This window comes from Anaeromyxobacter sp. SG64 (genome assembly GCF_022690745.1).
Lineage (GTDB): Bacteria > Myxococcota > Myxococcia > Myxococcales > Anaeromyxobacteraceae > Anaeromyxobacter > Anaeromyxobacter soli.
Genome location: NZ_JALCZB010000009.1, coordinates 62,792 through 85,098, shown reverse-complemented (window position 1 = coordinate 85,098; position 22,307 = coordinate 62,792). Strand labels below are relative to the sequence as shown.

The following is a 22,307-nucleotide window of genomic DNA, read 5'->3' as shown; positions in this document are numbered from 1 at the left end:
CTCCGGAGGGACCGCGCGGAGCGGCGCGATTCGCCCGCCGGCCGGGCCCGCGAGCCGGTGCTTTCCTCGGGCTCGCAACCCGCCTGGGCATCTCCCGGCCGCTGGCGACCGCCTGTGCGAGCGAACGCGGAACGGGGCGCGCGCGAGGCTGGGCCCACACGGGGTGGGACGGCTCGAGCGGGTCCGGGCGGTGGGACGCATCCCGCGCGCCGGCCGAGGATCATGTGCGAGGTAACGGGAAGGGAGGCGCGCCGGTAAGGCCGCAAAAGGCGCGGGGGCGAGCACGGTCGCGCTCGCCCCCGACGAGAGTCGGAAGATGGGGACCGCGCGGTCGCGCGGTGCGAGGTCGGCTACGCCTGCTTGCCGGCCTTCGACGCCTGATCCTGCGAGGAGGCGCTCGGCTCCGCCGGCTTCTCCTCGTCCTCGCCCGAGAACGACTTCTTGAAGCTGCGGATGCCCTGACCCAGGCCCGCTCCGAGCTGAGGGAGCTTGCTCGACCCGAACAGGATCACGACGATGAGCAGGATGACGACGAGCTCGCCCATTCCGAGCTTGGGAAACATGCGGGAGTCCTTTCTGAACCTCGGTGCGACGGCCCTCTTCTAACAGGGATCAGGCCGCGTTGTCTTCCATCGCGATCGCCGCGAGGCGGCGCTGATCGAGCACGCGGACGCCGCGAGAGGCGTCGACCACACCGTCCTTCTCGAGCTTCGTCAGGCAGCGCGAGAGCGTCTCCGGGCGCATCCCCAGCAGCCGAGCCACCACCTGCTTGCGAACCGCGTTCGGGCGATCCGCGAGGAAGCGGGCGTGAGCGAGCGCGAAGCGCGCGACGCGCGAGAGGCAGTCGCCCTGGCGCCAGTTCACCTCGTCGCGCTGGGCGCGAGACTCGGTGAGCAGGAGATCGAGGACGACCCGCGCGGCGCTCTTCTCGGGTCCAATCCACTGGGACATCGCGTCGCCGCCGATCCCGCAGATCTTCACGCGCGACAGCGCGCGGACCTCGAAGGGCGAGGGCTCGCCGTGCAGCGACTCGGTGCAGAGGAGCGACGTCGGCCCGCGGAGCGAGAGGAGCAGCTCGGAGCCGCGTGGGCTCACCGCCGAGAGGGCGACGAAGCCTTCCTTGACGAAGTAGACGGTCCGGGGGCGCTCGCCCTGCGCGCAGATCGTGGCGCCGGACTCGCGCGAGGTGGGCGTCAGCCGGCAGCGCCCCTGCGAAGCGAGACCCAGCGAGCAGGCGTTGCAGTCAGAGACCGGAGCGTTCGAGAGCACCGCAGTTCCTCCCCCGCGACAGACTTCCTTTTACTTGATCGGCGTCTGTTTGCACGAGCTAGGCCCGCGTACGCCCGGGGTTTTATAGGGCGCTCCGTGCAGACAATGCGTTTGCGGTTCGGGGGCCCTCCGGTGTGCGCAAGGTTTGCGGAGGCTCGTCCGGGGACCCGCTCCTCCACCCGGTCCCCGCGCGGTCTCGCGGCCGCTCGCGCAGGACGGATCCGCGCGTCGCGGCACGGGCGGCGGGGGCGAGCACGGCGCCGTCTCGGGCGTGAGCGCAGGCGACCTCCGCAGGCGCGGGTGACGCGCCGTGCGGACGGCCCGCGCCGCGCGCGCGTGGCATGATGCGCGCGCATGCAGAGGCTCCTGCGCATCCGCGACGAGGTGCTCGCCGCGATCTCGCCGCTCGAGGCCGAGGAGGTCGCCCTCGGCGACGCCGCCGGCCGGTACCTCGCCGCGCCCGCGCGCGCGCGCGTCCCCGCGCCGCCCGCGACGTGCTCGGCCATGGACGGCTACGCGGTTCGTGCGGAGGACGTGACCGGGCCCTGCGTGCTCGCCGTGACGGGCTCGCGCTACGCCGGAGAGGAAGCGGGCGCGCCGCTCACGCCCGGGACCGCCGTCCGGATCTTCACCGGCGCGCCGCTGCCCCCCGGCGCGGACACGGTCGTGCGCGAGGAGGCGACGCACGCGGAGGGCGGGCGCGTGCGCTTCGCCGCCGCTGCGCGGCGCGGCGAGAACGTCCGGCTCGCCGGCGAGGACGTCGCGGCGGGCGGGCTCGCGCTCGAGCCGGGGACCCGCCTCGGCGCCCGCCAGGCGGCGCTCCTCGCCGCGGTGGGCGCCGATCCGGTGAGCGTCCACCGGCGCGCGCGGGTGGCCGTCATCTCCACCGGGGACGAGGTCGTGACGGGGCGCACGCCCGACTCGAACGGAGTCGCGGTCGCGGGCCTCGTCCGCGCCCTCGGCCTCGAGGTCGTCCGCCGCGCGGTCGAGGACCGGCTCGAGGCGGTCTCCGCCGCGGTCGCGGAGGCCGCGCGGACCTGCGACGCGGTCGTCACGATCGGCGGCGTGTCCGTGGGCGAGCGTGACCACGTGCCCGCGGCGCTCGCCGGCCTCGGCGCGGACGTGCGCGTGCACGGCGTGCCCATGAAGCCCGGCAAGCCGTTCTTGTTCGCGCTCGCCGGCGCGACGCCGGTGTTCGGGCTGCCCGGCAGCCCCTCCGCCTGCCTCGTCGCGTTCGAGGTGTTCGCGCGGCCCGCGCTCCTCGCCCGGGCCGGTGCGGCCCGCCGCGAGCGCCCGGCGCTACCCGTGAGGCTCGCGGAGGTCACCGAGGGCAGACCGGGTCGCGCGCGGCTCGTGTGGGCGCGCCTCGAGGGCGGCGGGCGCGCGCGGCCGCTCGGGAAGGACGCCGCGCAGGTGCGCGGGCCGGCGCTCGCGGACGCGCTGCTCCTCGTGCCCGCCGACGCGGGCGATCTCCCCGAGGGCGCGGAGGTGACGGCGTGGCTGCTCGGCGACGACGCGTGAGGCGTGCGCCCCTCGTCGCCGTGTCCGGGGCCTCCGGCGCCGGCAAGACGCGGCTCCTCTCCCGCCTCATCCCGGTGCTCGTGCGCCGCGGCGTTCGCGTGGGGGTCCTGAAGCACACCGGCCACCCGCACCCGTTCGACGTGCCCGGCAAGGACACCGACGTGCTGCGCCGCGCCGGCGCGGTCGCGGCGGCCATCGAGGGTCCGCACGGGCTCGCCTACTTCGGCCCCCCCGCCGGCGGCGCGCGGGCGCTCGCGCGGCTCCTGCCCGAGGTGGATCTCGTGCTCGCCGAGGGCTTCAAGCGCGAGCCGCTCCCGCGCGTGGAGGTGTACCGCCCCGGCGTGTCGCGGGCGCTGCTCGCGGACGCAGACCCGCGCGTGTTCGCGATCGTCGGCACGCGGCCCACGCGGCGGCGGATCCCCGCGCTCGATCCCGACGACGCGGAGGGGCTCGCCGACCTCCTCTGCGGGCGCTTCCGCCTGCTCGGTGCCCGGGCCGGGGGCCCCGAGCGCTTGCGGGTGCGACCCACCGTGAGCAGGGTTTCCGCGAAAGGAAGCGAGCGCACGCGAGCGCTCGGGAGAAGGGAACGCATGCCGAAGAAGACGACGAACCGGAAGGGCGCCACGGCGCGCGCGCGCGGCAGCCGCCGCAGCGGCGCCTCCCGCAGCGACGCGGGGCGCAAGGGCGGGAACGCGACGCTTCGCGCGCGTGGCCCGGAGTTCTACTCGGAGATCGGCCGCAAGGGCGGCAAGAAGAGCCGCTCCGGCGCGCGGGCGGGGCGCTCCTCCTCCGCGGCGCGCACCAGCTCGAAGCGCGGCACGACGACCAAGCGCGGCGCGGCCCGGCGCGGCACGGCGCGGCGCACGTCCCGCACGAGCCGCACGAGCCGCACGCGCTGACGCGCTGACGCGATGACGCGATCCAGCGGTGATCACGGCGCCGCCGGGAGCTCCCCGGCGGCGCTCGCGCTTTCGGCGGCCCGGCTGCGTCGCGCGAGGCCCGTGCTAAGACATGGGCCCGCATGGTGACGCTCCTCTGCTCGCTTTTCCTCGCCGCGGCGCAGCCGCCCGTGCCCCCGCCGCAGGCCCCGTTCCTCACCCAGCTCGCCGAGACCCGCGGCTTCCGCGCCGGCAGGCCGACCCGCGTCACGCTCGCGCGGGACGGGCAGCACGCGCTCTTCCTCCGCTCGGGGCCGCGAACGGCCGTCCAGTCGCTCTACGAGACCGACCTCCGCACCGGCGAGACGCGTGAGCTCCTCTCGCCGGCGGCGCTCGCGGGCGGCGCGCTCGCCCCGACGGCGGCGGAGGCGGCGCGGCTCGAGCGGCAGCGCATCCTCGCGCGCGGCATCACGCACTACGCGGCGTCGCCCGACGGGCGCCGGATCGCCTTCGCGCTCGGCGGGCGCCTGTGGCTCCTCGAGCGCGCGACGGGGAGGGCCGCGCCGGTCGCGGGGGCGGACGGCGTGCTCGATCCGCGCTTATCGCCGGACGGCGGCGCGCTCGCCTTCGTGAAGGACCGGGACCTGCACGTCCTCGAGCTCGCGTCGGGCCGCACCCGGCGGATCACCCGCGCGCGCTCCGCCTCGATCACGAACGGCCTCGCCGAGTTCGTCGCGCAGGAGGAGATGGGGCGGCAGGAGGGCTACTGGTGGTCGCCCGACGGGCGCCGGCTCGCCTACGCGGAGGTGGACGTGGCGCCCGTGCAGCGCCTCGCGCTCTGCGATCCGGCGCGCCCGGAGGCGCGCTGCGAGGACGTGGCGTACCCCCGCGCCGGGACGCCGAACGCGGCCGTGCGCCTCGCCGTGGTGCCCGCCTCCGGGGGTCGGCCGGTCCTCGTCCGCTGGGACCGGGAGGCGTTCCCCTACCTCGCCACCGTGCGCTGGGAGGCGGGCGGCCCGCTCGCGCTCGTCGTGCAGAACCGCGCGCAGACCGAGCTGCGGCTCCTCGCGGCCGACCCCGCGACGGGCGCGACGCGCGTGCTGCTCGACGAGCGGGACGAGGCGTGGGTCGAGCTCTTCCAGGCGTTCCCGCGCTTCCGGCGCGACGGGAGCTTCTACTGGGAGACGGAGCGGAACGGCGCCCCCGAGGTGGAGCTGCGCGGCGCCGACGGCGCGCTCCGCGCGAGCGTCGTCCCGGCGTCGTCCGGGTTCGTCGACCTCGCCGGCTACGACCGCGACGAGGACGAGCTCGTCTACACCGCCGCGCCGGATCCGACGCGGACCGTGGTGCAGCGCGTGCGCCGCGGCGGGCCGCCCGAGACGCTCGCGCTCGGAGAGGACGGCCCCGCGCTCGCGCGCGCCGTGGCGGCGGAGAAGGGCGGGGCGGTGGCGGTGACGTGGACCACGCTCACCCACGCGGCGCGCACCACCGTGTTCGCGCGGGGCGGGGAGCGGCTGGCGGAGCTGCCGAGCGTCGCGGAGGAGCCGCCCTTCGCCCCCACGACCGAGCTCCGGCGCGTCGGCGCGGGGGAGGGGCTCTGGACGGCGGTGGTGCGCCCGCGCGGCGCGGCTCCGGGCGCGAAGCTCCCCGTGGTCGTGGACGTCTACGGCGGGCCCTCCGGACCGCGCGCCGTGCGCGCGCCGCTCCTCGCCGAGCAGTGGCTCGCGGATCAGGGGTTCCTCGTCGTCCGGATCGACGGCCGCGGGACGACCGGCCGCGGCCGCGCGTTCTCTCGCGCGGTGAAGGGCGACTTCTCCTCGATCGTCCTGGAGGACCAGATCGCCGGGCTGCGCGCGCTCGCGGCGGAGCTCCCGGAGCTGGACCTCGGGCGCGTCGGGATCACGGGCTGGTCCTTCGGCGGCTACGCCTCGGCGCTCGCGGTGCTGCGCCGCCCCGACGTGTTCCACGCCGCGGTGGCGGGCGCGCCCGTCTCCGAGTGGCGCGACTACGACACGCATTACACCGAGCGTTACCTCGGGCTCCCCGACGACAACCGCGCCGGGTACGACGCGAGCTCGCTCCTCACGTGGGCCCCGGGGCTCACGCGGCCGCTCCTCGTCCTGCACGGCACCGCAGACGACAACGTGTTCTTCTCCCACGCGCTCAAGCTCGGGAACGCGCTGTTCCGAGCCGGCCGCCGCTTCGAGCTCCTGCCGGTCGCGGGCGCCACGCACCTCCTCCCCGAGCCGACCGCGGTCGTGCGCCGGTGGGAGGAGACCGCCGCGTTCCTGCGGACCCACCTCGCGCCCGGGGGGAGCGCGGCGGCGGGGACCACCCCGCTCTGATCCGGCGCCCACGCGGCGCTCTGGCGGCGGCCTCGAGGTCGGGGAGAGCGCCGCTCGGCGACGCCGCGGTTCACCGTCGAGCTGCCCTCCGCCGCTCCTTGACACCCCGGATCCCCGGTCGTTACCCTCCGCCGTCCATGACCTCGACGACGGGCAGCGCGGATCGCTCCGCGGCGGGGCGCGCGGCGTTCGTCTCGCCGGAGACGCTCACCCTCGAGCTGCCGGGCGGCCTCGAGCTCGAGCTCGGCGGCCGGCTCGAGCGCGTCCAGGTCGCGTACCGGACCTGGGGCGCGCTCGCCGCCGACGGCGGGAACGGCGTGGTCGTCTGCCACGCGCTGACCGGCTCGGCGGACGCCGACCAGTGGTGGGCGCGCATGTTCGGGCCCGGGCGCGCGCTCGACCCCGAGCGCGACTTCATCGTCTGCGCGAACATCCTCGGGAGCTGCTACGGCACCACCGGGCCGACCTCGATCGACCCCGCCACCGGCCGGCCGTACCTGGGAGCGTTCCCCGCCGTCACCGTCCGCGACATGGTCCGCGTCCAGCGCGCGCTCGTCGACGCGCTCGGCGTCCGCCGCGTGCGGATGGCGATCGGCGGCTCGCTCGGCGGCATGCAGGTGCTGGAGTGGGCGCTCCTCTACCCGGAGCTCGTCGAGTCGGTGGTGTTCATCGCCTCGACGGCCCGGCACTCGGCCTGGTGCATCGGCCTGTCCGAGGCGCAGCGGCAGGCGATCTACGCGGATCCGCGCTGGAGGGACGGCGCGTACGACCCGGCCGATCCGCCGGCGGCGGGGCTCGCCGCGGCGCGGATGATGGCGATGCTCTCGTACCGGAGCCAGCCCTCGTTCGAGCAGCGCTTCGCGCGGCGCCCGCAGACCGAGGACCTGTTCGCGATCGAGAGCTACCTCCGCTACCAGGGGCGCCTGCTCGTCGACCGCTTCGACCCGGCCACCTACGTCACGCTCACGCGGGCGATGGACACGCACGACGTGTCCCGCGCGCGCGGCGACTTCGACGACGTGCTGCGCTCCCTGCGCCAGCCGACGCTCGTCGTCTCGATCGACTCGGACGTGCTGTACTGGCCGTGGGAGCAGCGAGAGGTGGCCTCGCTCCTGCCGAACGCCCGGCTGGCGATGCTCGACTCGCCCCACGGTCACGACGCGTTCCTCATCGACGTCGACCGCCTCTCGGAGATGGTCGCGGAGTTCCGGGGCGAGCGGCGGCGGGTCGCCGGCGCGGCCGTGGAGGGGGAGGCGCCCATCGACCGCGCCTACGCGGAGCACGGCGTCTCGCTCCTCGTGCTCGGCAAGGGCAAGGTCGGGGCGGAGCTCCTCGAGCAGCTTCGCGCCCAGCGCACCGAGCTCGAGCTCGACTACGAGACCGTGCTGCGGGTGGTCGGCATCGCAGACCGGCGCGGCGCGCTCGTCCGGGCGGAGGGCGTCGATCTCGAGCGCTGGCGCGAGCTGCTCGCCGCCGCGCCCGCGTCCGGCCCCGTCGTCCCGGCGAGCGCGCCGGCGCTCCTCGATCGGCTCGCGGGGATGCCGCGGCCGGTGCTCGTGGATCTCACCGCCGCGGAGGGGATGGAGGAGGTCTACGAGCAGGCGTTCCGTCGCGGCATCGACGTGGTCGCCGCGAACAAGCGGCCGCTCGCGGCGCCCCCGCGCCGTCGCGAGCAGCTCCGGGAGGCGCGCCGTCACCACGGGCGGCAGTACCGCTACGACACGGCCGTCGGCGCGAGCCTGCCGGTCATCGGCACGCTCCGGCGCCTCGTGCGGAGCGGCGACCGGATCCGGTCCATCGTCGGCTCGCTGTCGGGGACCCTCGGCTACCTCTGCACCGAGCTCGGCCGCGGCGTGCCGCTGTCGCTCGCGACGCGGTGGGCGATCGGGCTCGGCTACGCCGAGGAGGACCCGCGCGACGATCTCTCCGGGCTCGACGCCGCCCGCAAGGCGCTCATCCTCGCCCGGGAGATGGGCGCGCAGCTCGCGCTCGAGGACGTCTCGGTCGAGCCGCTCGTGCCGGGGGAGGCGCTCGTGCCCGGTCGCCCGGAGGCGCTCATCGCCGCGCTGCGCGCGCACGACGACGCCCTCGCGGCCCGCGTGGAGCGGCTCCGCGGCGAGGGCAAGGTGCTGCGGTACCTCGCGCGCCTGCAGACCGGTCCGGACGGCCGGGTCTCCGCGCGGGTGGGCCCGGAGGCGGTGGAGCTCGCGGACCCCGCGGCCCGGCTGGTGGGCGTGGAGGCCTACGTGGCGTTCACGACCGCGCGACACGCGGAGCGGCCGCTCATCGTGCAGGGCGCGGGCGTCGGCGGGGCCAGCACCGCGGGCGGCATCCTCGCGGAGATCCTCTCCATCGCCGGGGGCGGCGAGGCGGGGTGAGCCCGCGCCCGTCACGCGCCGGCTCCGCTGGGCCGGCGCGTCCGGGCGAGCGCTACGGCCGCGCGCGCGTGGGCGCGACGCCGTACTTCTTCATCTTGCCCTGCAGCGTCGTCGGACGGAGGCCGAGCAGGGAGGCCGCGCCGCCCGGGCCGTAGACCCGGCCGCCGGCGTGCGAGAGCGCGCGCTCGATGAGCGCCCGGACCTCCTCCTCGAACGTGCCGGGCGCCGCGGCGTCGGGCGCGGCCGCCGGCGCGCCGTCCTGCGTGAGGCGGACGGGCAGGTCGGGGAGGGACAGCTCGGGCCCGGGGGAGAGGATGAGCGCCCGCTGCAGGAAGTTCTCGAGCTCGCGGACGTTGCCCGGCCAGTCGTGCGCCTCGAGGGCGCGCCAGACGTCCTCGGCGACGCGGGGCGGGCGGCGGTGCATCCCCGCCGCGTGGCGCGCGAGGAAGTGCATGGCGAGGGGCCGGATCTCGTCGCGCCGCTCGCGCAGCGGCGGGAGCTCGATGGGAAACACCGCGAGGCGGTAGTAGAGGTCCGCGCGGAAGGTGCCGCGCGCGACCATCTCCTCGAGGTTCCGGTTCGTCGCGGCGACGACTCGCACGTCGACCTTCACCGGCTCGGTCCCGCCGACGCGCTCGACCACGCGCTCCTGCAGGACGCGGAGGAGCCGCACCTGCACCGAGGGTGGAGCGTCGCCGACCTCGTCGAGGAAGATCGTCCCGCCGTCCGCCTGCTCGAACCGGCCCGGGCGGCGGCGGCTCGCGCCGGTGAAGGCGCCCTTCTCGTGGCCGAACAGCTCGCTCTCGATGAGCCCCTCGGGGATCGCGCCCAGGTTCACCGGGACGAACGGTGCGTTGAAGCGGGGGCTGAACTCGTGGACCATCCGCGCGAGCCCCTCCTTGCCGACACCGGTCTCGCCCCGGATGAGGACGGTGGTCGTGGAGGGCGAGACGAGCCGCACCCGCTCGACGACGTCCTTCATCCCCGGGCTCTCCGCCACGTAGCGGGCGTCGCGCTTGATCTGCCGGATCTCCTCCTTGAGGAGGGCGTTCTCGCGCCCGAGGAGCCGGTTGAGGCGCTGGACCTCCTCGACCATGAGGCTGTTGTGCAGGGCGATGGCGACGAGGTGCGCGACCTGCTTCGCCACCTCGAAGCAGCAGTCGAGGAGCCCCTCCGCGGGCGGATGGGCGATGTCGAGCGTGCCGAGCACCTCGTTCTCGAAGACGAGGGGGAACGAGACGAGGGAGCCGTAGCCGTACGCGGCGAGCAGCGGCTCCTCGCGGTACCGGGGCGACTTGGGCTGGAGCGGGTCCACGACGCAGGGCGTCCGCTCGCCGAGCGCCTTGCCGGCCGCGGACCCCGCGAGCGGGAAGGAGGTGCCGAGCTCCGGCGAGGGCTGGCGGGGGTCCGAGACGAGCACGACCTCTGCACGGGTCGGGTCGGTCGGAGAGATGCGGTTGATCGCCACGCGCGTCACCCCGAAGTGGCGGCGCAGGAGCTGGCCCGTGCGGTCGAGCACGGAGGCGAGATCGACGGTCGAGAGCACCGCCTCGATCGCCTCCTCGACGATGCGCCGGTGCGGGTCCTCGTGCGAGACGACGGGCAGGATCGAGCCAACCATGGGCCGGTGAGTAACGAAATGCCGGTGCGTCCGTCAACCTCCCGGCGGTGCGAGTTCCCCCGTTGGAGAGTCGAACCCCAGGAAGACCGGGGGGTTCGGCGGTTGGCAACGCCCTTGCTCTAGCTCACGGACGGGTGCGCGCTGTCGCCCCCGCACGGAGAGGAAGCCATGGACGCCATCGAGACCCTCATGAACGAGCACCGCCTGATCGAGCGCGTGCTGGACGCTCTCGTCGGCTTCGCCGACGAGGCCCGCCGCAAGGGCACGACCGACAAGGCGGAGCTCGGCCGCTTCGTCGGCTTCATCCGCGAGTTCGCCGATCGCTGCCACCACGGGAAGGAGGAGGACATCCTCTTCGCCGCGATGGTGTCGCACGGCTTCCCGAAGAACGGCGGTCCGGTCGCGGTGATGCTCCACGAGCACGCGCAGGGCAGGGCGCTCGTGGGCGAGCTCGCCGCCAAGGCCGCGCAGGACGGCGAGTGGACCCCGGCCGACCTGCAGGAGATCGCCGACGGCGCGTACGCGTACTCGAACCTGCTCCACGCCCACATCCACAAGGAAGACGCCATCCTCTACCCGATGGCGGAGCAGCGGCTCCCGCCCGAGGCGATGGAGCGCGTCGCCGAGGACTGCGAGCGCTTCGAGCGCGAGCAGACCGGCGCGGGCGAGCACGAGCGCTACCACGCGCTCGCCGACGAGCTCGTCCTCCGCCACGCGGGCACCATCCACCCCGCCGCGAGCACGACCCAGCCGCACCGCCACGACTGCTGCGGCTAGCGGCCCGCGCCCGCTCGCCAACCCACGACCTTCACCCCGCACCCGCACGGCTGCCACGGCACGCCGCCGCGCGAGCCTCATACCCCGCAGTCCGGAGAGTCCATGAGCCACAAGGGACGCGCCATCCTGCTGTTCACCATCGTCGCCGCCTTCTCCGTCCTCATCTTCGGCGGTGCGAAGATCAACGAGCACAAGCCGCCCATCCCCGACCGCGTCGTCTCCGCGACGGGCGAGGTGGTGATGACGGGCGAGGACATCCACCAGGGCCAGCTGCAGTACCTGTCCCGCGGTGGGCAGCAGACCGGCTCGATCTGGGGCCACGGCGCGTACCTCGCGCCGGACTGGTCCGCCGACGCGCTCCACCGCGTCGGCCTCGCCGCGGCGGGGCTCGCGGCCGGCCGCGCGCCCGCGGACGCCGCCGCGTTCACGCAGGGAGACCTGGAGGCGCTGCCCGCCGGCGAGCGCGGGCGCGTCGACGCCGAGGTCGCCGCCGAGCTGCGCCAGAACCGCTACGACCCCGCCACCGGCACGCTCACGCTCTCGCCGGGCCAGTCCGCGGCGTTCCCCGCGCTGGTCGCGTACTACACGAAGCTCTTCGGCGAGGGCTCCGACCCGATGTCGATCCCGAAGGGCTTCGTCGCCGATCCCCGGGACGCCCGGGCGATGACAGCGTTCTTCTTCTGGACGGCCTGGTCCGCGGGCACGAACCGCCCCGGCGAGACGTTCAGCTACACCGCGAACTTCCCGTACGACCCGCTCGTCGGCAACCGCCCGCTGCCCTCGTCGCTCGTCTGGTCCATCGTCTCGGTCGTGCTGCTCATCCTGGGCACGTTCGGGGCCATCTACTTCTACCTGCGGCTGCGCGGGAAGGATCACGAGGAGCCCGCCCGGCTCGCGCCGCTCGCGGAGCCGAACCCGACCCCGAGCCAGCGCGCCGCGCTGCCGTACTTCCTCGTCGCGATCGTCCTCTTCATCCTCCAGGCGGCGCTGGGCTCCGTCACCGGCCACTTCGCCGTCGAGGGCAACAAGCTCTTCGGCATCGAGATCGGGCAGCTCCTGCCGTACGCCGCGACGCGCGGCTGGCACCTCCAGCTCGCCGTCTTCTGGATCGCGACCTGCTGGCTCGCGACGGGCCTCTTCATCGGCCCGGCGGTGAGCGGCCACGAGCCGAAGGGCCAGAAGGCCCTCGTCTACACCCTCCTCGGCGCGCTCGTGGTCGTCGTCGTCGGCGCCCTCGCCGGCACCTACTTCGGCGTCCGCGGCAAGCTCTCCGGGCCGAACGGCTGGCTCATCGGACACCAGGGCTACGAGTACATCGAGCTCGGCCGCGTCTGGCAGCTCGCGCTCATCGGCGGGATGCTCCTCTGGCTCGCGCTCGTGTACCGCGCGGTGAAGCCCGCGCTCGCGGCCGAGAAGGACAAGGGCGGCCTCACCCACCTGCTGCTCTACGCCTCGGTCACCATCCCGCTCTTCTACTCGGTCGGGCTCTTCTACACGCCGGGCACGCACATCGCCGTCGCCGACTACTGGCGCTGGTGGGTCGTGCACCTGTGGGTGGAGAACTTCTTCGAGGTGTTCGCCACCGTCGCGCTCGCGTTCATCCTCGCCCGCATCGGGGCGGTCGGTCAGAAGTCGGCGCTCCGCGCGACCTACTTCTCCATCCTGCTCTACCTCGGCTCCGGCATCATCGGGACCTTCCACCACCTGTACTTCACCGGCTCCCCGCTCTTCATCACGGCGCTCGGCGCGACGTTCTCGGCCCTCGAGATCGTGCCGCTCACGCTCCTCGGCTTCGAGGTGTACGAGAACCTGAAGCTCGCGCGGTCGGGCCCGAACGCGCAGCCCTGGAAGTGGCCGCTCTACTTCTTCGTCGCGGTCGCGTTCTGGAACGCGGTGGGCGCCGGCGTCCTCGGCTTCCTCATCAACCCGCCGATCGTCCTCTACTACGCGCAGGGCCTCAACACGACGCCCATCCACTCGCACGGCGCGCTGTTCGGCGTGTACGGCTTCCTCGCCATCGCGCTCATGCTCTTCTCCATGCGGAACATCGTCCGCAAGGACGCCTGGAGCGACGGCCTCCTCAAGGGCGCGTTCTGGGGCCTCAACGGCGGCCTCGCGGGCATGATCGTCTTCTCCCTCCTCCCCGCGGGCATCTACCAGTTCGCGATCGGGATCGAGAAGGGCCTTTGGTACGCCCGCAGCCCCGAGGTGACGGGCAGCGCCTTCATCCACGCCGTCACCTGGGCGCGCCTCGTGCCGGACCTCGTGTTCCTCGGCGGCGCCGCGCTCCTCCTCACGTTCGTGGTGCGCGCCATCGCGCGGGACGTCGCGCTCCGCCGCGCTGACAGGGCCGGCGAGCGCACGGACGTGCGCCGGGCGGCGTAGCCGGGCGGACGTGGGAGCGCGTCCGTCCCGGACGGACGCGCGAGCGCCAGGGGGTTTCCCCCGAGCCCGAGGCGCGACGGAGGGGCGGGGCCGGTTCGCCGGTCTCGCCCCTCCGCCTTTTCGGCGGCGCGTGCCTACGCTGCCAGGAGGGAGGGAACACCGTGAACGCCATCGACCTACTGGAGCAGCAGCATCGAGAGGTGGAGGAGCTCTTCGAGGAGTTCGAGAGCGCCGGGGAGCGGGCGAAGAAGAAGAAGGAGCAGCTCTGCCGGGAGATCTCGGACCAGCTCGCGATGCACGCCGAGATCGAGGAGAAGCTCTTCTACCCGGAGTCGAAGCAGGAGAACACCGAGGACATCCTCCGCGAGTCCGTGGAGGAGCACCTGTCCATGAAGCGCATCCTCTCCGACCTGCTCGAGCTCGGGGCCGACGACGCGCAGTTCGACGCGAAGCTGTCGGTGCTCAAGGAGCAGGTCGAGCACCACGTCGAGGAGGAGGAGAAGGAGCTCTTCCCCAAGGTCCGCAAGGCGCTGTCGAAGGACGAGCTCGAGGACCTCGGCGAGCGGATGGAGCAGATGTTCGACCGGCTGGAGGCGGAGGGGGACGCCAGCGCCAAGATCCCCGGCCAGACGGACGCGCCGTCGCAGATCTGAGCGGGCGAGTTGCCCGCTCCCCCCGGCTCCCTTAAAACGGCTCCCGTGAACGAGACCGAGCTGCTCGCTCGGGCGCGGCCGGGTCGGAACGACCCCTGCTGGTGCGGGAGCGGGCAGAAGTACAAGAAGTGTCACCTCGACGAGGACTCCCGCGGCGCGGCGCCGGACGCGCCGGCGCGCCCGCACCGCCGCCCCCTGCGGCCGGGGGTCGTATCGCCGCGGCGGGCCGTGCCGGCCACCATCCCGCGGCCGGACTACGCGTCGAGCGGGCGTCCCAAGGCGCAGGGCCGGGACGTGAAGACGCCCGAGGAGCTCGTGCGGCTCCGGCGCGCCTGCCGGGCGGCCGCCCGCGTGCTGCGGGTCACCGGCGAGGCGGTCCGGGCGGGGGTCACGACCGACGCCCTCGACGAGCTCGCCCACGCGGAGACGCTGCGGCTCGGCGGCTACCCGAGCCCGCTCAACTACCGCGGCTACCCCAAGTCCCTCTGCACCTCGGTGAACGAGGTGATCTGCCACGGCATCCCGGACAGCCGGCCTCTCGAGGACGGCGACATCGTGAACCTCGACGTGACCGTCTACCTCGACGGCATGCACGGGGACTGCTCGGCGACGTTCCTCGTCGGCCAGGTGGACGGCGAGGGGCGCCGGCTCGTGCAGGTCGCGCGCGAGTGCCTCGCGAAGGGCATCGCGGCCGTCCGTCCGGGGCGGCCCATCTCCGACATCGGGCGCGCCATCGAGTCGCACGCGTCGCGCCACGGCTACGGCGTCGTCCGCTCCTACTGCGGGCACGGCATCGGCGAGACGTTCCACACCACGATCCAGATCCCGCACCACTACGATCCGTCGCTGCGCCGCACGATGGAGAAGGGCATGACGTTCACGGTCGAGCCCATGATCACCGAGGGGACCTGGCAGGACCTGCTCTGGGACGACGGCTGGACCGCCGTCACCGCGGACGGGAAGCGCTCGGCGCAGTTCGAGCACACGCTGGCAGTGACCGACGACGGGGCGGAGATCCTCACGCTGGAGGAGTAGCTCCGCCCCCGCCCGCAGGCGCCGAGGTGAGCCGGCGGGGCGCGCGCCCCCTCACACCCTCAGCCCGACCGCGCGCATCAGCGCGAGGGCGTTCGAGTGCGCGACGACCCCCGGCCGCAGCCGGTAGTCGAACGCGATCTCGCCGTCCTTCACCTGATCCTCGAAGTGCCCGTTCGCGAGCACGCCGTCCGAGCCGCCGAGCTCGGTGAGGGCGAGATCGTGCGTCGTGACGAGCCCGAGGGCGCCGCGGTCGAGGAGGCCCCGCACGATCGCCTCGGCGCCGATGCGGCGGTCGTGCGAGTTCGTGCCGTGGAGGATCTCGTCGAGGAGGAAGAGGAGGGGGAACGGGCCCGCCGCGAGGTCGGCGAGCTCCTTGAGCCGCGTGATCTCGGCGTAGAAGCGGGACTTGCCGGCCTGGAGCGAGTCCTGGATCCGCAGCGTGGCGCCGGCCTGGACCGGCGTGAGGCGCATGCGGGCGGCGCGGACGGGCGCGCCGGCGAGGGCGAGCACGACGTTCACGCCGGCGGTGCGGAGGTAGGTGCTCTTCCCGGACATGTTCGAGCCGGAGACGAGGAGCACGCGCGGACCCTCGCCGCCGAGACGGAGATCGTTCGGCACCGCGCCGGGCAGCAGCGGGTGCCTGAGCCCCTCGGCCTCGAGGATCGGCCCGCGACCCGGACCTCCGTCCAGGAGCTCCGGCCAGGCGTCGCCGGGATGCTCGTAGGCATACCCCGCGAGCGAGGAGAGCGCCTCGAGCTCCGCCACCGCCTCGAGCCAGCGCCGGATGCCGCGGCCGGACGCCGCGCGCCAGCGCTCGACCGCGGCGGCGTGCAAGGGCCCCCACGCGAGCGCGAACGCGAGGGGGGCGAAGAACTGGTTCCGGCCCCACTCCATCCGCGCGACCACGCGGACGAGGGCGGCGATCCGGACGGAGGCGGGCGCCCCGGCGCCGCGCAGCGACGCCTGGAGCGCCCCGAGGCGCGCGTCGCCGTCGAGCGGCTCAGCCTCGAGCCGCTCGAGCAGCAGCGCCAGCACGCGCAGCTCCGCCGCGGGGTGCTCGACCCCGCCGAGGACGTGGGCCATCCGGCCGCGCAGGACGCGCGAGAACGCCCACTCCCCGAGGAGGACGAGGAGCAGCGGCGCCGGGCCGAGCCCCACTCCCCAGGCGACCGCCGCCGCGACGGCCAGCGCGGCGAGCGCCAGCGCCGCCGGCCGCACGAAGGCCGGGAGGAGGGGCGCGGCCTCGCCCCACGCGGCGAGCCCGGCGGCGTCCACGCCGGCGCGGACGTCCTCGCCGAGGACCGCGAGGTCCTCGCGCAGATCGAGGCGCGGAGCGAGCGAGGCGATCGCGCGCTGGCGGGCTCGGCCCTCCGCCGCCGGCGCGGGGTGGAGGAGCCAGGCCGCGAGGCGCTCCTCGCCCGGGCGCGTGCGGGCGGCGCAGAGGAGCTCGAACAGCGAGCCCCGGCCGAACAGGTCGAGGTCGAGCGCGTACGGGTGGGCGGGATCGGCGAACCGCTCGCCGCCGGCGCCGGCGCCGGCGAACGTTCCGTCCATGCGCGCCAGCGCCGCCGTGTGGAACGCGACGGCGCGCCGGGCGCGAGCGCGCGCGGAGAGGACGCGATCGTGGACGACGGCGAGCGCCACGAACGCGGCGAGCGGCCCGAGGAGCCAGCCGGCCGAGAGCCGGTGCTGGCCCCACGCGAGCCACGCGAGCGCGGCGCCGGCGGCGAAGATCGCGAGGCGGCCCCACGCGATGCGGGCGTCGGCGCGGTCGAGCCGCGCGACCGCCGCGCGGCGCGCCTCGAGGCGGCGGGTGATCTCCTCTCGGGGACCGTTCACGGCGCGGGAGGGTAGCGCGGAAGCGGCGCGGCCGCACCGGTTCGCAGGCGCGACGGTTCGGAGGCGTGGACCCGCCGGGGCGCCGAGGCGCGCTCCCGGACGCCCGAGCGCGCAGCCTCCGCTGGGGCTAAGCGAAAGGGGTCCGCCGCGTTGCCTGGCTCTCCGCGCGTGGAAAGGTTCAGAGCCGGCGCGGGACGCGGACCGTCCGTCCGGCGCGCCAGGGAGGACGGGTGAGGGAAAGCGTGGGGGGCGCAGGAGGGGCGGATCGCGCGGGGACGCTGGCCGCGCGGCTCGCTGACGTCCGCCGCCGCACCGTCGCGCTCGCGGCTCCGCTCTCGCCGGAGGACGCCGCCGTTCAATCGATGCCGGACGCGAGCCCGGCGAAGTGGCACCTCGCGCACACGTCCTGGTTCTTCGAGGCGTTCGTGCTCCCCCGGGTGGAGCGGGCCTTCCGCCCGTTTCACGATGCGTACGCGTACCTCTTCAACTCCTACTACGAGGCGGTCGGGCCGCGGCAGCCCAGGCCGCAGCGGGGCCTGCTCTCTCGCCCCTCGCTGGCGGAGGTGCTCCGCTACCGCGCGAACGTGGACGAGCGGATGTCGGCGGCGCTCGCCGCGCGCCCCGGGGACGAGGTCCTCGCCACGGTGGAGCTGGGGATCGCCCACGAGGAGCAGCACCAGGAGCTGCTCCTCACCGACGTGAAGCACGCCTTCTTCTCGAACCCGCTCCGCCCCGCCTACGCCCCGGACGCCCTCCCGGGGAGACCGGCGCCCGCCTCCGCCCCGCCGCTCGCCTACGTCCCGCGCGACGGCGGGATCGTCGAGGTCGGCGCGCGCGGGAGCGAGTTCGCGTTCGACAACGAGCGGCCCCGCCACCGCGCCCTCCTGGAGCCGCACGCCCTCGCGACGCGGCCCACCACGAACGGCGAGTGGCTCGCCTTCGTGGAGGACGGGGGCTACCGGCGGCCCGAGCTGTGGCTCTCCGACGGGTTCGCCGCGGCGCGCGCAGGTGACTGGAAGGCGCCGCTCTACTGGGAGCGCGGGGAGAGCGGATGGGCGATCTTCACGCTCGCGGGCCCGCGCCCGCTCGATCCCGCGGAGCCCGTCGCGCACGTCTCGTACTACGAGGCGGACGCCTACGCGCGGTGGGCGGGCGCGCGGCTGCCGACCGAGGTCGAGTGGGAGGCGGCGGCGGCCGGAGCGAGCGCCACCGCCGAAGGGACGCTCGCGGACGCGGGACGGTTCCACCCCGCGCCGGCCGCCGCCGGTCCGGGGTTCCGCCAGCTCCTCGGCGACGTGTGGGAGTGGACCTCGTCCGCCTACGCGCCATACCCGGGCTTCCGCCCGCTGGCGGGGCCGCTCGGCGAGTACAACGGGAAGTTCATGGTCAGCCAGCTCACCCTGCGCGGCGGCTCGTGCGCCACGCCGCGGGGGCACGTGCGCCCGACGTACCGGAACTTCTTCCCTCCGGGGGCGCGCTGGCAGTTCACGGGCGTACGACTGGCGAGGGACGGGGCGTGATCGGACTCGAGGGTGCGAGCATCGGGGTGGGGGAGCGGACGAGCGAGTCCGCCCGGTTCCGCGAGGACGTGGTGCGCGGCCTGTCGCTGCCGCGAAAGGCGCTGCCGCCGAAGTGGCTCTACGACCGCCGCGGCTCGGCGCTGTTCGAGCTCATCTGCGAGCAGCCGGAGTACTACCCGACGCGGACGGAGCTCGGGATCCTGGAGGGGTACGCCGGTGAGATCGCCGAGGCGATCGGCCCCGGCGCGCTCGTCTTCGAGCCCGGCGCCGGCAGCGGCCGGAAGACCGCGCTCCTGCTCGCGGCGCTGGAGCGGCCCGCCGGCTACGTGCCGGTCGACATCTCCGGGGACGCGCTCCTCGAAGGCGCCGAGTCCCTGCGCCGGCAGTTCCCGCGCCTCCCGGTCCTGCCGCTCGTGGGCGACTTCACCGCGCCCATGGCGCTGCCCCTCGGGGAGCTCCCCGCGCGCCGGCGCGTGGCGTTCTTCCCGGGCTCGACCATCGGCAACTTCGATCCGCCCGAGGCCGTGGCGCTGCTCCGGCGGATGGCGCGCGACGCCGGGCCGGGCGGCGCGCTCGTCATCGGCGTCGATCTCGCCAAGGACGAGCGGACCCTCGTCCGCGCCTACGACGACGCCCGCGGCGTCACCGCCGCGTTCGACCTGAACCTGCTCGCGCGCATGAACCGCGAGCTCGGCGGGGACTTCCGGCTCTCTTCGTTCCGCCACCGCGCGATCTTCGACCCGGACTACTCGCGCGTGGAGATGCACCTCGAGAGCCTGGAGCCGCAGATCGTCACCGTGGCGGGCGAGCCCTTCGCGTTCCGCGCCGGCGAGACCATCCACACCGAGAGCGCGTACAAGTGGGAGCCGCGCGCCTTCGACGCGCTCGCGCTCATCGCCGGCTGGCGCCCGGAGCGGACCTGGACGGACGAGCGGGCCTGGTTCGCGGTGAAGCTCTACACCGCCGTACGCTGAACGGCCGATCATGATTCGCGAACGGGCGAGCGACGCGCGCGCGCCGGGGCCCTGACGGTCCATGGGCGCGCGGCGGACCGCGGCCGAGCTGGAGGCGCGCGCCGCCCGCGCGGCGCCGGGCAGCACGGCGCGGCCGCCGGTCTCGGAGCCGCTCGCGATGCTGCAGCGGCGGGGCCTCGACCCGCGCCCGTCGCGGCACGACCTGCCGTTCCCGCCCGGGCACGATCCCGCCGCCGTCGCGGCCCTCGTCGAGCGCCTCCGGCACTACGCCTTCCGGCTGTTCCTGCGCGGCGCGATCCTGCGTGGCGCGGGGTTCACGCCCGGGCAGGCGACGCGCTACGTCGCCGCCGAGAAGGCGCGCGAGCTGGCCGACGCGCTGGTCGCCATGGGGCTCGCCGCGCCGCTCCCCCGCGGCCGCTACCGGCTCGTGCACCGGCCGCGCACCTTCGGCGGCACGCTCGAGTGGTGGCTCGGCGAGGAGCTGCGCGCGCGGCTCGCGCTCGAGGTGGCGACGGGCGTCCGCTCCGGCGCGCCCGGCGTCGGCGGCGACCTCGACGTCGTCGCGGCCGGCGAGGGGAAGCTCATCTACCTGGAGGTGAAGTCGTCCCCGCCCAAGCACGTCACCCAGCCGGAGGTCGGCGCGTTCCTGCGCCGCGTCTCGGCGGTCCGGCCCGACGTCGCGCTCTTCGTCGTCGACACGGCGCTCCGCCTCGGGGACAAGATCGTCCCGATGTTCGAGCTCGCCCTCGCGCGCGGCGGCGGCGCGGGGCCGGTCCGCCGCCTGTTCCGAGAGACGTGGTCGGTCGGGCCGCACGTCTACGTGGTGAACGCGCGGGAGGACCTCGTGGACAACGTGTGCCGCGCGATCGCGGAGGGGATCCGGGCGCTGGCGCCGCCGGCGCCGTAGGGGAGGGGGACTCGACCGCGAGTGCGACCGGTCCCCCCACGCGTCGTCCGTTCTCCATTCGTCACGTCTTCCGCGCGGTCTGGCAGCGTCGCGCGAGCGCCCGCCCCGGCGGACCGGAGCGGGCGCGGGCGTCTCCCATGGGGGCGGAGCGTCAGGAGACCGGCTGCGGCTCGGCGAACAGGGCATGCCCGCCCGCCTCCCCGACGGCGGCTGGCCGCGCGGCCGGGGTCACGGGCAGCTTCGGGCGGAGCTCCTCGACCGTCACGCCGAGGCCGATGCCGCCCTGCTCGAGCCAGGCGTGCTTGCCCTCGAGCACCTCGCGGCCCATCGCGTAGCTCCTCGCGTCGTCGTTGCTCCAGAGCGCGCCGAAGAGGGCACGCACCTTCCGGCGCGTGCCGAGGCAGAAGTGATCGGCGAGCCTCGCGGCGTCCGCCGCCTCGGAGAGGCCGGCGTTCTTCATCGCCTGCGCGCGCGTCACGCTCGCCGCCATCGCGAAGAGCTCGTTCGCGATGTCCACGAGGCGGAACAGGAACGCCTGCTTCCGCTCCGCGGCGGCCTGGAAGACCACCATCGAGTGGAAGATCTCTCGCGCGAGCTTGCGGCTCGAGCGCTCGACGAAGCGGAGGTGGCTCGCGTTCCTGCCGAACTCGCGGTAGCGCGGGGCGAAGAGACCCCGCGCCCACAGGCCGAGGTACCAGGGCACGTAGAACGCCCCGAGCCTCGGGAGCTGGGCGAGCTTGCTCGAGACCGGCACCTTCGGGTCGATGAGGGCGCCGGCGATCTCGAGGTGCTTGTCCACCGCCTCGCGCGCCATGAAGAGGTGCATCACCTCCGACGAGCCCTCGAAGATGAGGTTGATGCGCAGGTCGCGCATCGCGCGCTCCACGTCGACGCCCGCCTCGCCGCGCGCGGCGAGGGAGCTCGCCTTCTCGTACCCGCGGCCGCCGCGGATCTGCATCGTCTCGTCCACGAGGTGCCAGGCCTCGACGGTGTTCCACTCCTTCGCCGCGGCGGCCTCGAGGCGGATGTCGTAGCCCTTCCGGTCGGCGAGCGACTGGGCGAGATCCGAGACCGCCTCCATGGCGAAGACGGTGGACGCCATGCCGGCGAGCTTGTGCGCGATCGCCTCGTGCTTGCCGATCTCCTGGCCCCACTGGACGCGGGCCTGGGACCACTTGCGCGAGAGCTCGAGGAACCGCTTCCCGCCGCCGACCACCGCGGCCGGGAGCGACAGCCGGCCGGTGTTGAGCGTCGTGAGCGCGATCTTGAGGCCGCGGCCCTCCTTGCCGATGAGGTTCTCGACCGGGACCTTCACGTCCGTGAAGCGGATGGCGGCGTTGGCGAGCGCGCGGAGGCCCATGAACCTGCAGCGGTGCGTGACCTCCACGCCCTCCGAGTCCGCCTCCACCACGAACGCGCTGATGGCGCTCGTGCGCGGGTTCTTCGCCATGACCACGAGGAGCTCGGCGATGGTGCCGTTCGTGCACCAGAGCTTGGAGCCGTTGATGACGTAGTGCCTGCCGTCGGGGCTGAGCTCGTAGCTCGTGGAGAGGCGGGCCGGATCCGAGCCGACCTGCACCTCGGTGAGCGCGAACGCGCTCACCGCGCCCTTCGCGATGCGCGGCAGGTACTTCTTCTTCAGCTCGGGAGAGCCGAAGAGCTTGAGCGGCTGCGGGACGCCGATCGACTGGTGCGCCGAGAGCAGGGCGGTGACGTTCGCGTCGTAGCCGCCGACGAGCTGCATGGCCTTGCCGTACTCGACCTGGGTGAGCCCCAGGCCGCCGTACTCGACCGGCACCTTCATCCCGAACGCGCCGAGCTTGCGGAGCCCGTCGAGGACCTCCGGCGGATACTCGCCGGTCTCGTCGATGCGGACGGGATCCACCTTCTCGCGCAGGAACCGCTCGAGCTCCGCGTAGAAGCGCTGGAACTCGGGACGCTCCGCCCGATCGAGCGGATAGGGGTGGATGAGATCCAGCCGAAGCTTCCCGAGGAACAGCTCGCGGAGGAACCCGGCACCCTGCCACTCGGCCTCCCGTGCCGCCTCGGCCACCTCGCGGGAGCGCTGCATCTCGTCATTGCGCTGCGTCACGGCCATGGCGCTACCTCCCCTGATTCCCTAATCAAATTAACGCAACGCGCCTTGCCAACTGACACGACCCCTCGGGGCGCGGGTCGGCGGAGGCTCGCCCGAGGGGGCGGGGG

Annotated in this window: 16 protein-coding genes; 11 read left to right on the top strand and 5 right to left on the bottom strand. The window is 74.6% G+C overall.

Annotation, left to right across the window (positions count from 1 at the left end; translation table 11 throughout):
• Positions 1 to 350: 350 nt before the first annotated feature.
• Complete coding sequence (tatA, locus tag MNZ29_RS04810) at positions 351 to 563, bottom strand: twin-arginine translocase TatA/TatE family subunit (RefSeq protein WP_242339278.1); 213 nt, start codon at positions 561 to 563, stop codon at positions 351 to 353.
• 49 nt (positions 564 to 612) lie between these two features.
• Positions 613 to 1,269 (bottom strand): Crp/Fnr family transcriptional regulator, encoded by a 657-nt coding sequence (locus tag MNZ29_RS04805; protein WP_242339280.1) that lies wholly within the window; start codon positions 1,267 to 1,269, stop codon positions 613 to 615.
• Between the two features lie 354 nt (positions 1,270 to 1,623).
• Here MNZ29_RS04805 and glp point away from each other — a divergent pair, with 354 nt between their 5' ends.
• The 4 genes from glp to metX all read left to right on the top strand — a co-directional run bounded on the left by glp (position 1,624) and on the right by metX (position 8,391).
• Entirely contained in the window at positions 1,624 to 2,790 is a 1,167-nt protein-coding gene (glp, locus tag MNZ29_RS04800) for a gephyrin-like molybdotransferase Glp (protein ID WP_242353179.1), read from the top strand.
• Positions 2,787 to 3,689, top strand: coding sequence for a molybdopterin-guanine dinucleotide biosynthesis protein B (gene mobB / locus MNZ29_RS24860; RefSeq protein WP_242339284.1), 903 nt, complete (start codon positions 2,787 to 2,789; stop codon positions 3,687 to 3,689). The genes glp and mobB overlap by 4 nt, the downstream gene beginning before the upstream one ends.
• Positions 3,690 to 3,811: 122 nt before the next feature.
• Positions 3,812 to 6,013 carry a S9 family peptidase gene (locus MNZ29_RS04790; protein ID WP_242339286.1) on the top strand — a complete coding sequence of 734 codons (2,202 nt, stop codon included), beginning with the start codon at positions 3,812 to 3,814 and terminating at the stop codon, positions 6,011 to 6,013.
• 137 nt (positions 6,014 to 6,150) lie between these two features.
• Positions 6,151 to 8,391 carry a homoserine O-acetyltransferase gene (metX, locus tag MNZ29_RS04785; RefSeq protein ID WP_242339288.1) on the top strand — a complete coding sequence of 747 codons (2,241 nt, stop codon included), beginning with the start codon at positions 6,151 to 6,153 and terminating at the stop codon, positions 8,389 to 8,391.
• Positions 8,392 to 8,443: 52 nt separating this feature from the next.
• On the opposite strand, the gene MNZ29_RS04780 is transcribed toward metX, so the two are convergent.
• Complete coding sequence (locus MNZ29_RS04780; protein WP_242339290.1) at positions 8,444 to 10,012, bottom strand: sigma-54-dependent Fis family transcriptional regulator; 1,569 nt, start codon at positions 10,010 to 10,012, stop codon at positions 8,444 to 8,446.
• Between the two features lie 168 nt (positions 10,013 to 10,180).
• Here MNZ29_RS04780 and MNZ29_RS04775 point away from each other — a divergent pair, with 168 nt between their 5' ends.
• The 4 genes from MNZ29_RS04775 (at position 10,181) to map (ending at position 14,862) form a co-directional block, all read left to right on the top strand.
• Positions 10,181 to 10,789, top strand: a complete 609-nt coding sequence (locus tag MNZ29_RS04775) for a hemerythrin domain-containing protein (RefSeq protein WP_242339292.1) — start codon at positions 10,181 to 10,183, stop codon at positions 10,787 to 10,789.
• A 102-nt stretch (positions 10,790 to 10,891) separates the two neighbouring features.
• Positions 10,892 to 13,174: a nitric-oxide reductase large subunit gene (locus MNZ29_RS04770; protein ID WP_242339294.1), complete on the top strand. Its 2,283-nt coding sequence runs from the start codon at positions 10,892 to 10,894 to the stop codon at positions 13,172 to 13,174.
• 161 nt (positions 13,175 to 13,335) lie between these two features.
• Positions 13,336 to 13,827 carry a hemerythrin domain-containing protein gene (locus tag MNZ29_RS04765; protein ID WP_242339296.1) on the top strand — a complete coding sequence of 164 codons (492 nt, stop codon included), beginning with the start codon at positions 13,336 to 13,338 and terminating at the stop codon, positions 13,825 to 13,827.
• 45 nt (positions 13,828 to 13,872) lie between these two features.
• The gene (map, locus tag MNZ29_RS04760) at positions 13,873 to 14,862 is read left to right on the top strand and encodes a type I methionyl aminopeptidase (RefSeq protein ID WP_242339298.1); all 990 of its coding nucleotides are present in this window, start codon (positions 13,873 to 13,875) and stop codon (positions 14,860 to 14,862) included.
• 51 nt (positions 14,863 to 14,913) lie between these two features.
• On the opposite strand, the gene MNZ29_RS24855 is transcribed toward map, so the two are convergent.
• Positions 14,914 to 16,701, bottom strand: a complete 1,788-nt coding sequence (locus MNZ29_RS24855; protein ID WP_242339300.1) for a DNA mismatch repair protein MutS — start codon at positions 16,699 to 16,701, stop codon at positions 14,914 to 14,916.
• Positions 16,702 to 16,943: 242 nt separating this feature from the next.
• Between MNZ29_RS24855 and egtB the strand changes: the two genes are divergently transcribed.
• The 3 genes from egtB (at position 16,944) to MNZ29_RS04740 (ending at position 20,102) form a co-directional block, all read left to right on the top strand.
• The gene (gene egtB / locus MNZ29_RS04750; protein WP_242339303.1) at positions 16,944 to 18,221 is read left to right on the top strand and encodes an ergothioneine biosynthesis protein EgtB; all 1,278 of its coding nucleotides are present in this window, start codon (positions 16,944 to 16,946) and stop codon (positions 18,219 to 18,221) included.
• Positions 18,218 to 19,195, top strand: coding sequence for an L-histidine N(alpha)-methyltransferase (egtD, locus tag MNZ29_RS04745; RefSeq protein ID WP_242339305.1), 978 nt, complete (start codon positions 18,218 to 18,220; stop codon positions 19,193 to 19,195). The genes egtB and egtD overlap by 4 nt, the downstream gene beginning before the upstream one ends.
• A gap of 61 nt (positions 19,196 to 19,256) precedes the next feature.
• Positions 19,257 to 20,102, top strand: coding sequence for a hypothetical protein (locus MNZ29_RS04740; RefSeq protein ID WP_242339307.1), 846 nt, complete (start codon positions 19,257 to 19,259; stop codon positions 20,100 to 20,102).
• Between the two features lie 151 nt (positions 20,103 to 20,253).
• On the opposite strand, the gene MNZ29_RS04735 is transcribed toward MNZ29_RS04740, so the two are convergent.
• Positions 20,254 to 22,200: an acyl-CoA dehydrogenase family protein gene (locus MNZ29_RS04735; RefSeq protein WP_242339309.1), complete on the bottom strand. Its 1,947-nt coding sequence runs from the start codon at positions 22,198 to 22,200 to the stop codon at positions 20,254 to 20,256.
• Between the last annotated feature and the right edge of the window lie 107 nt (positions 22,201 to 22,307).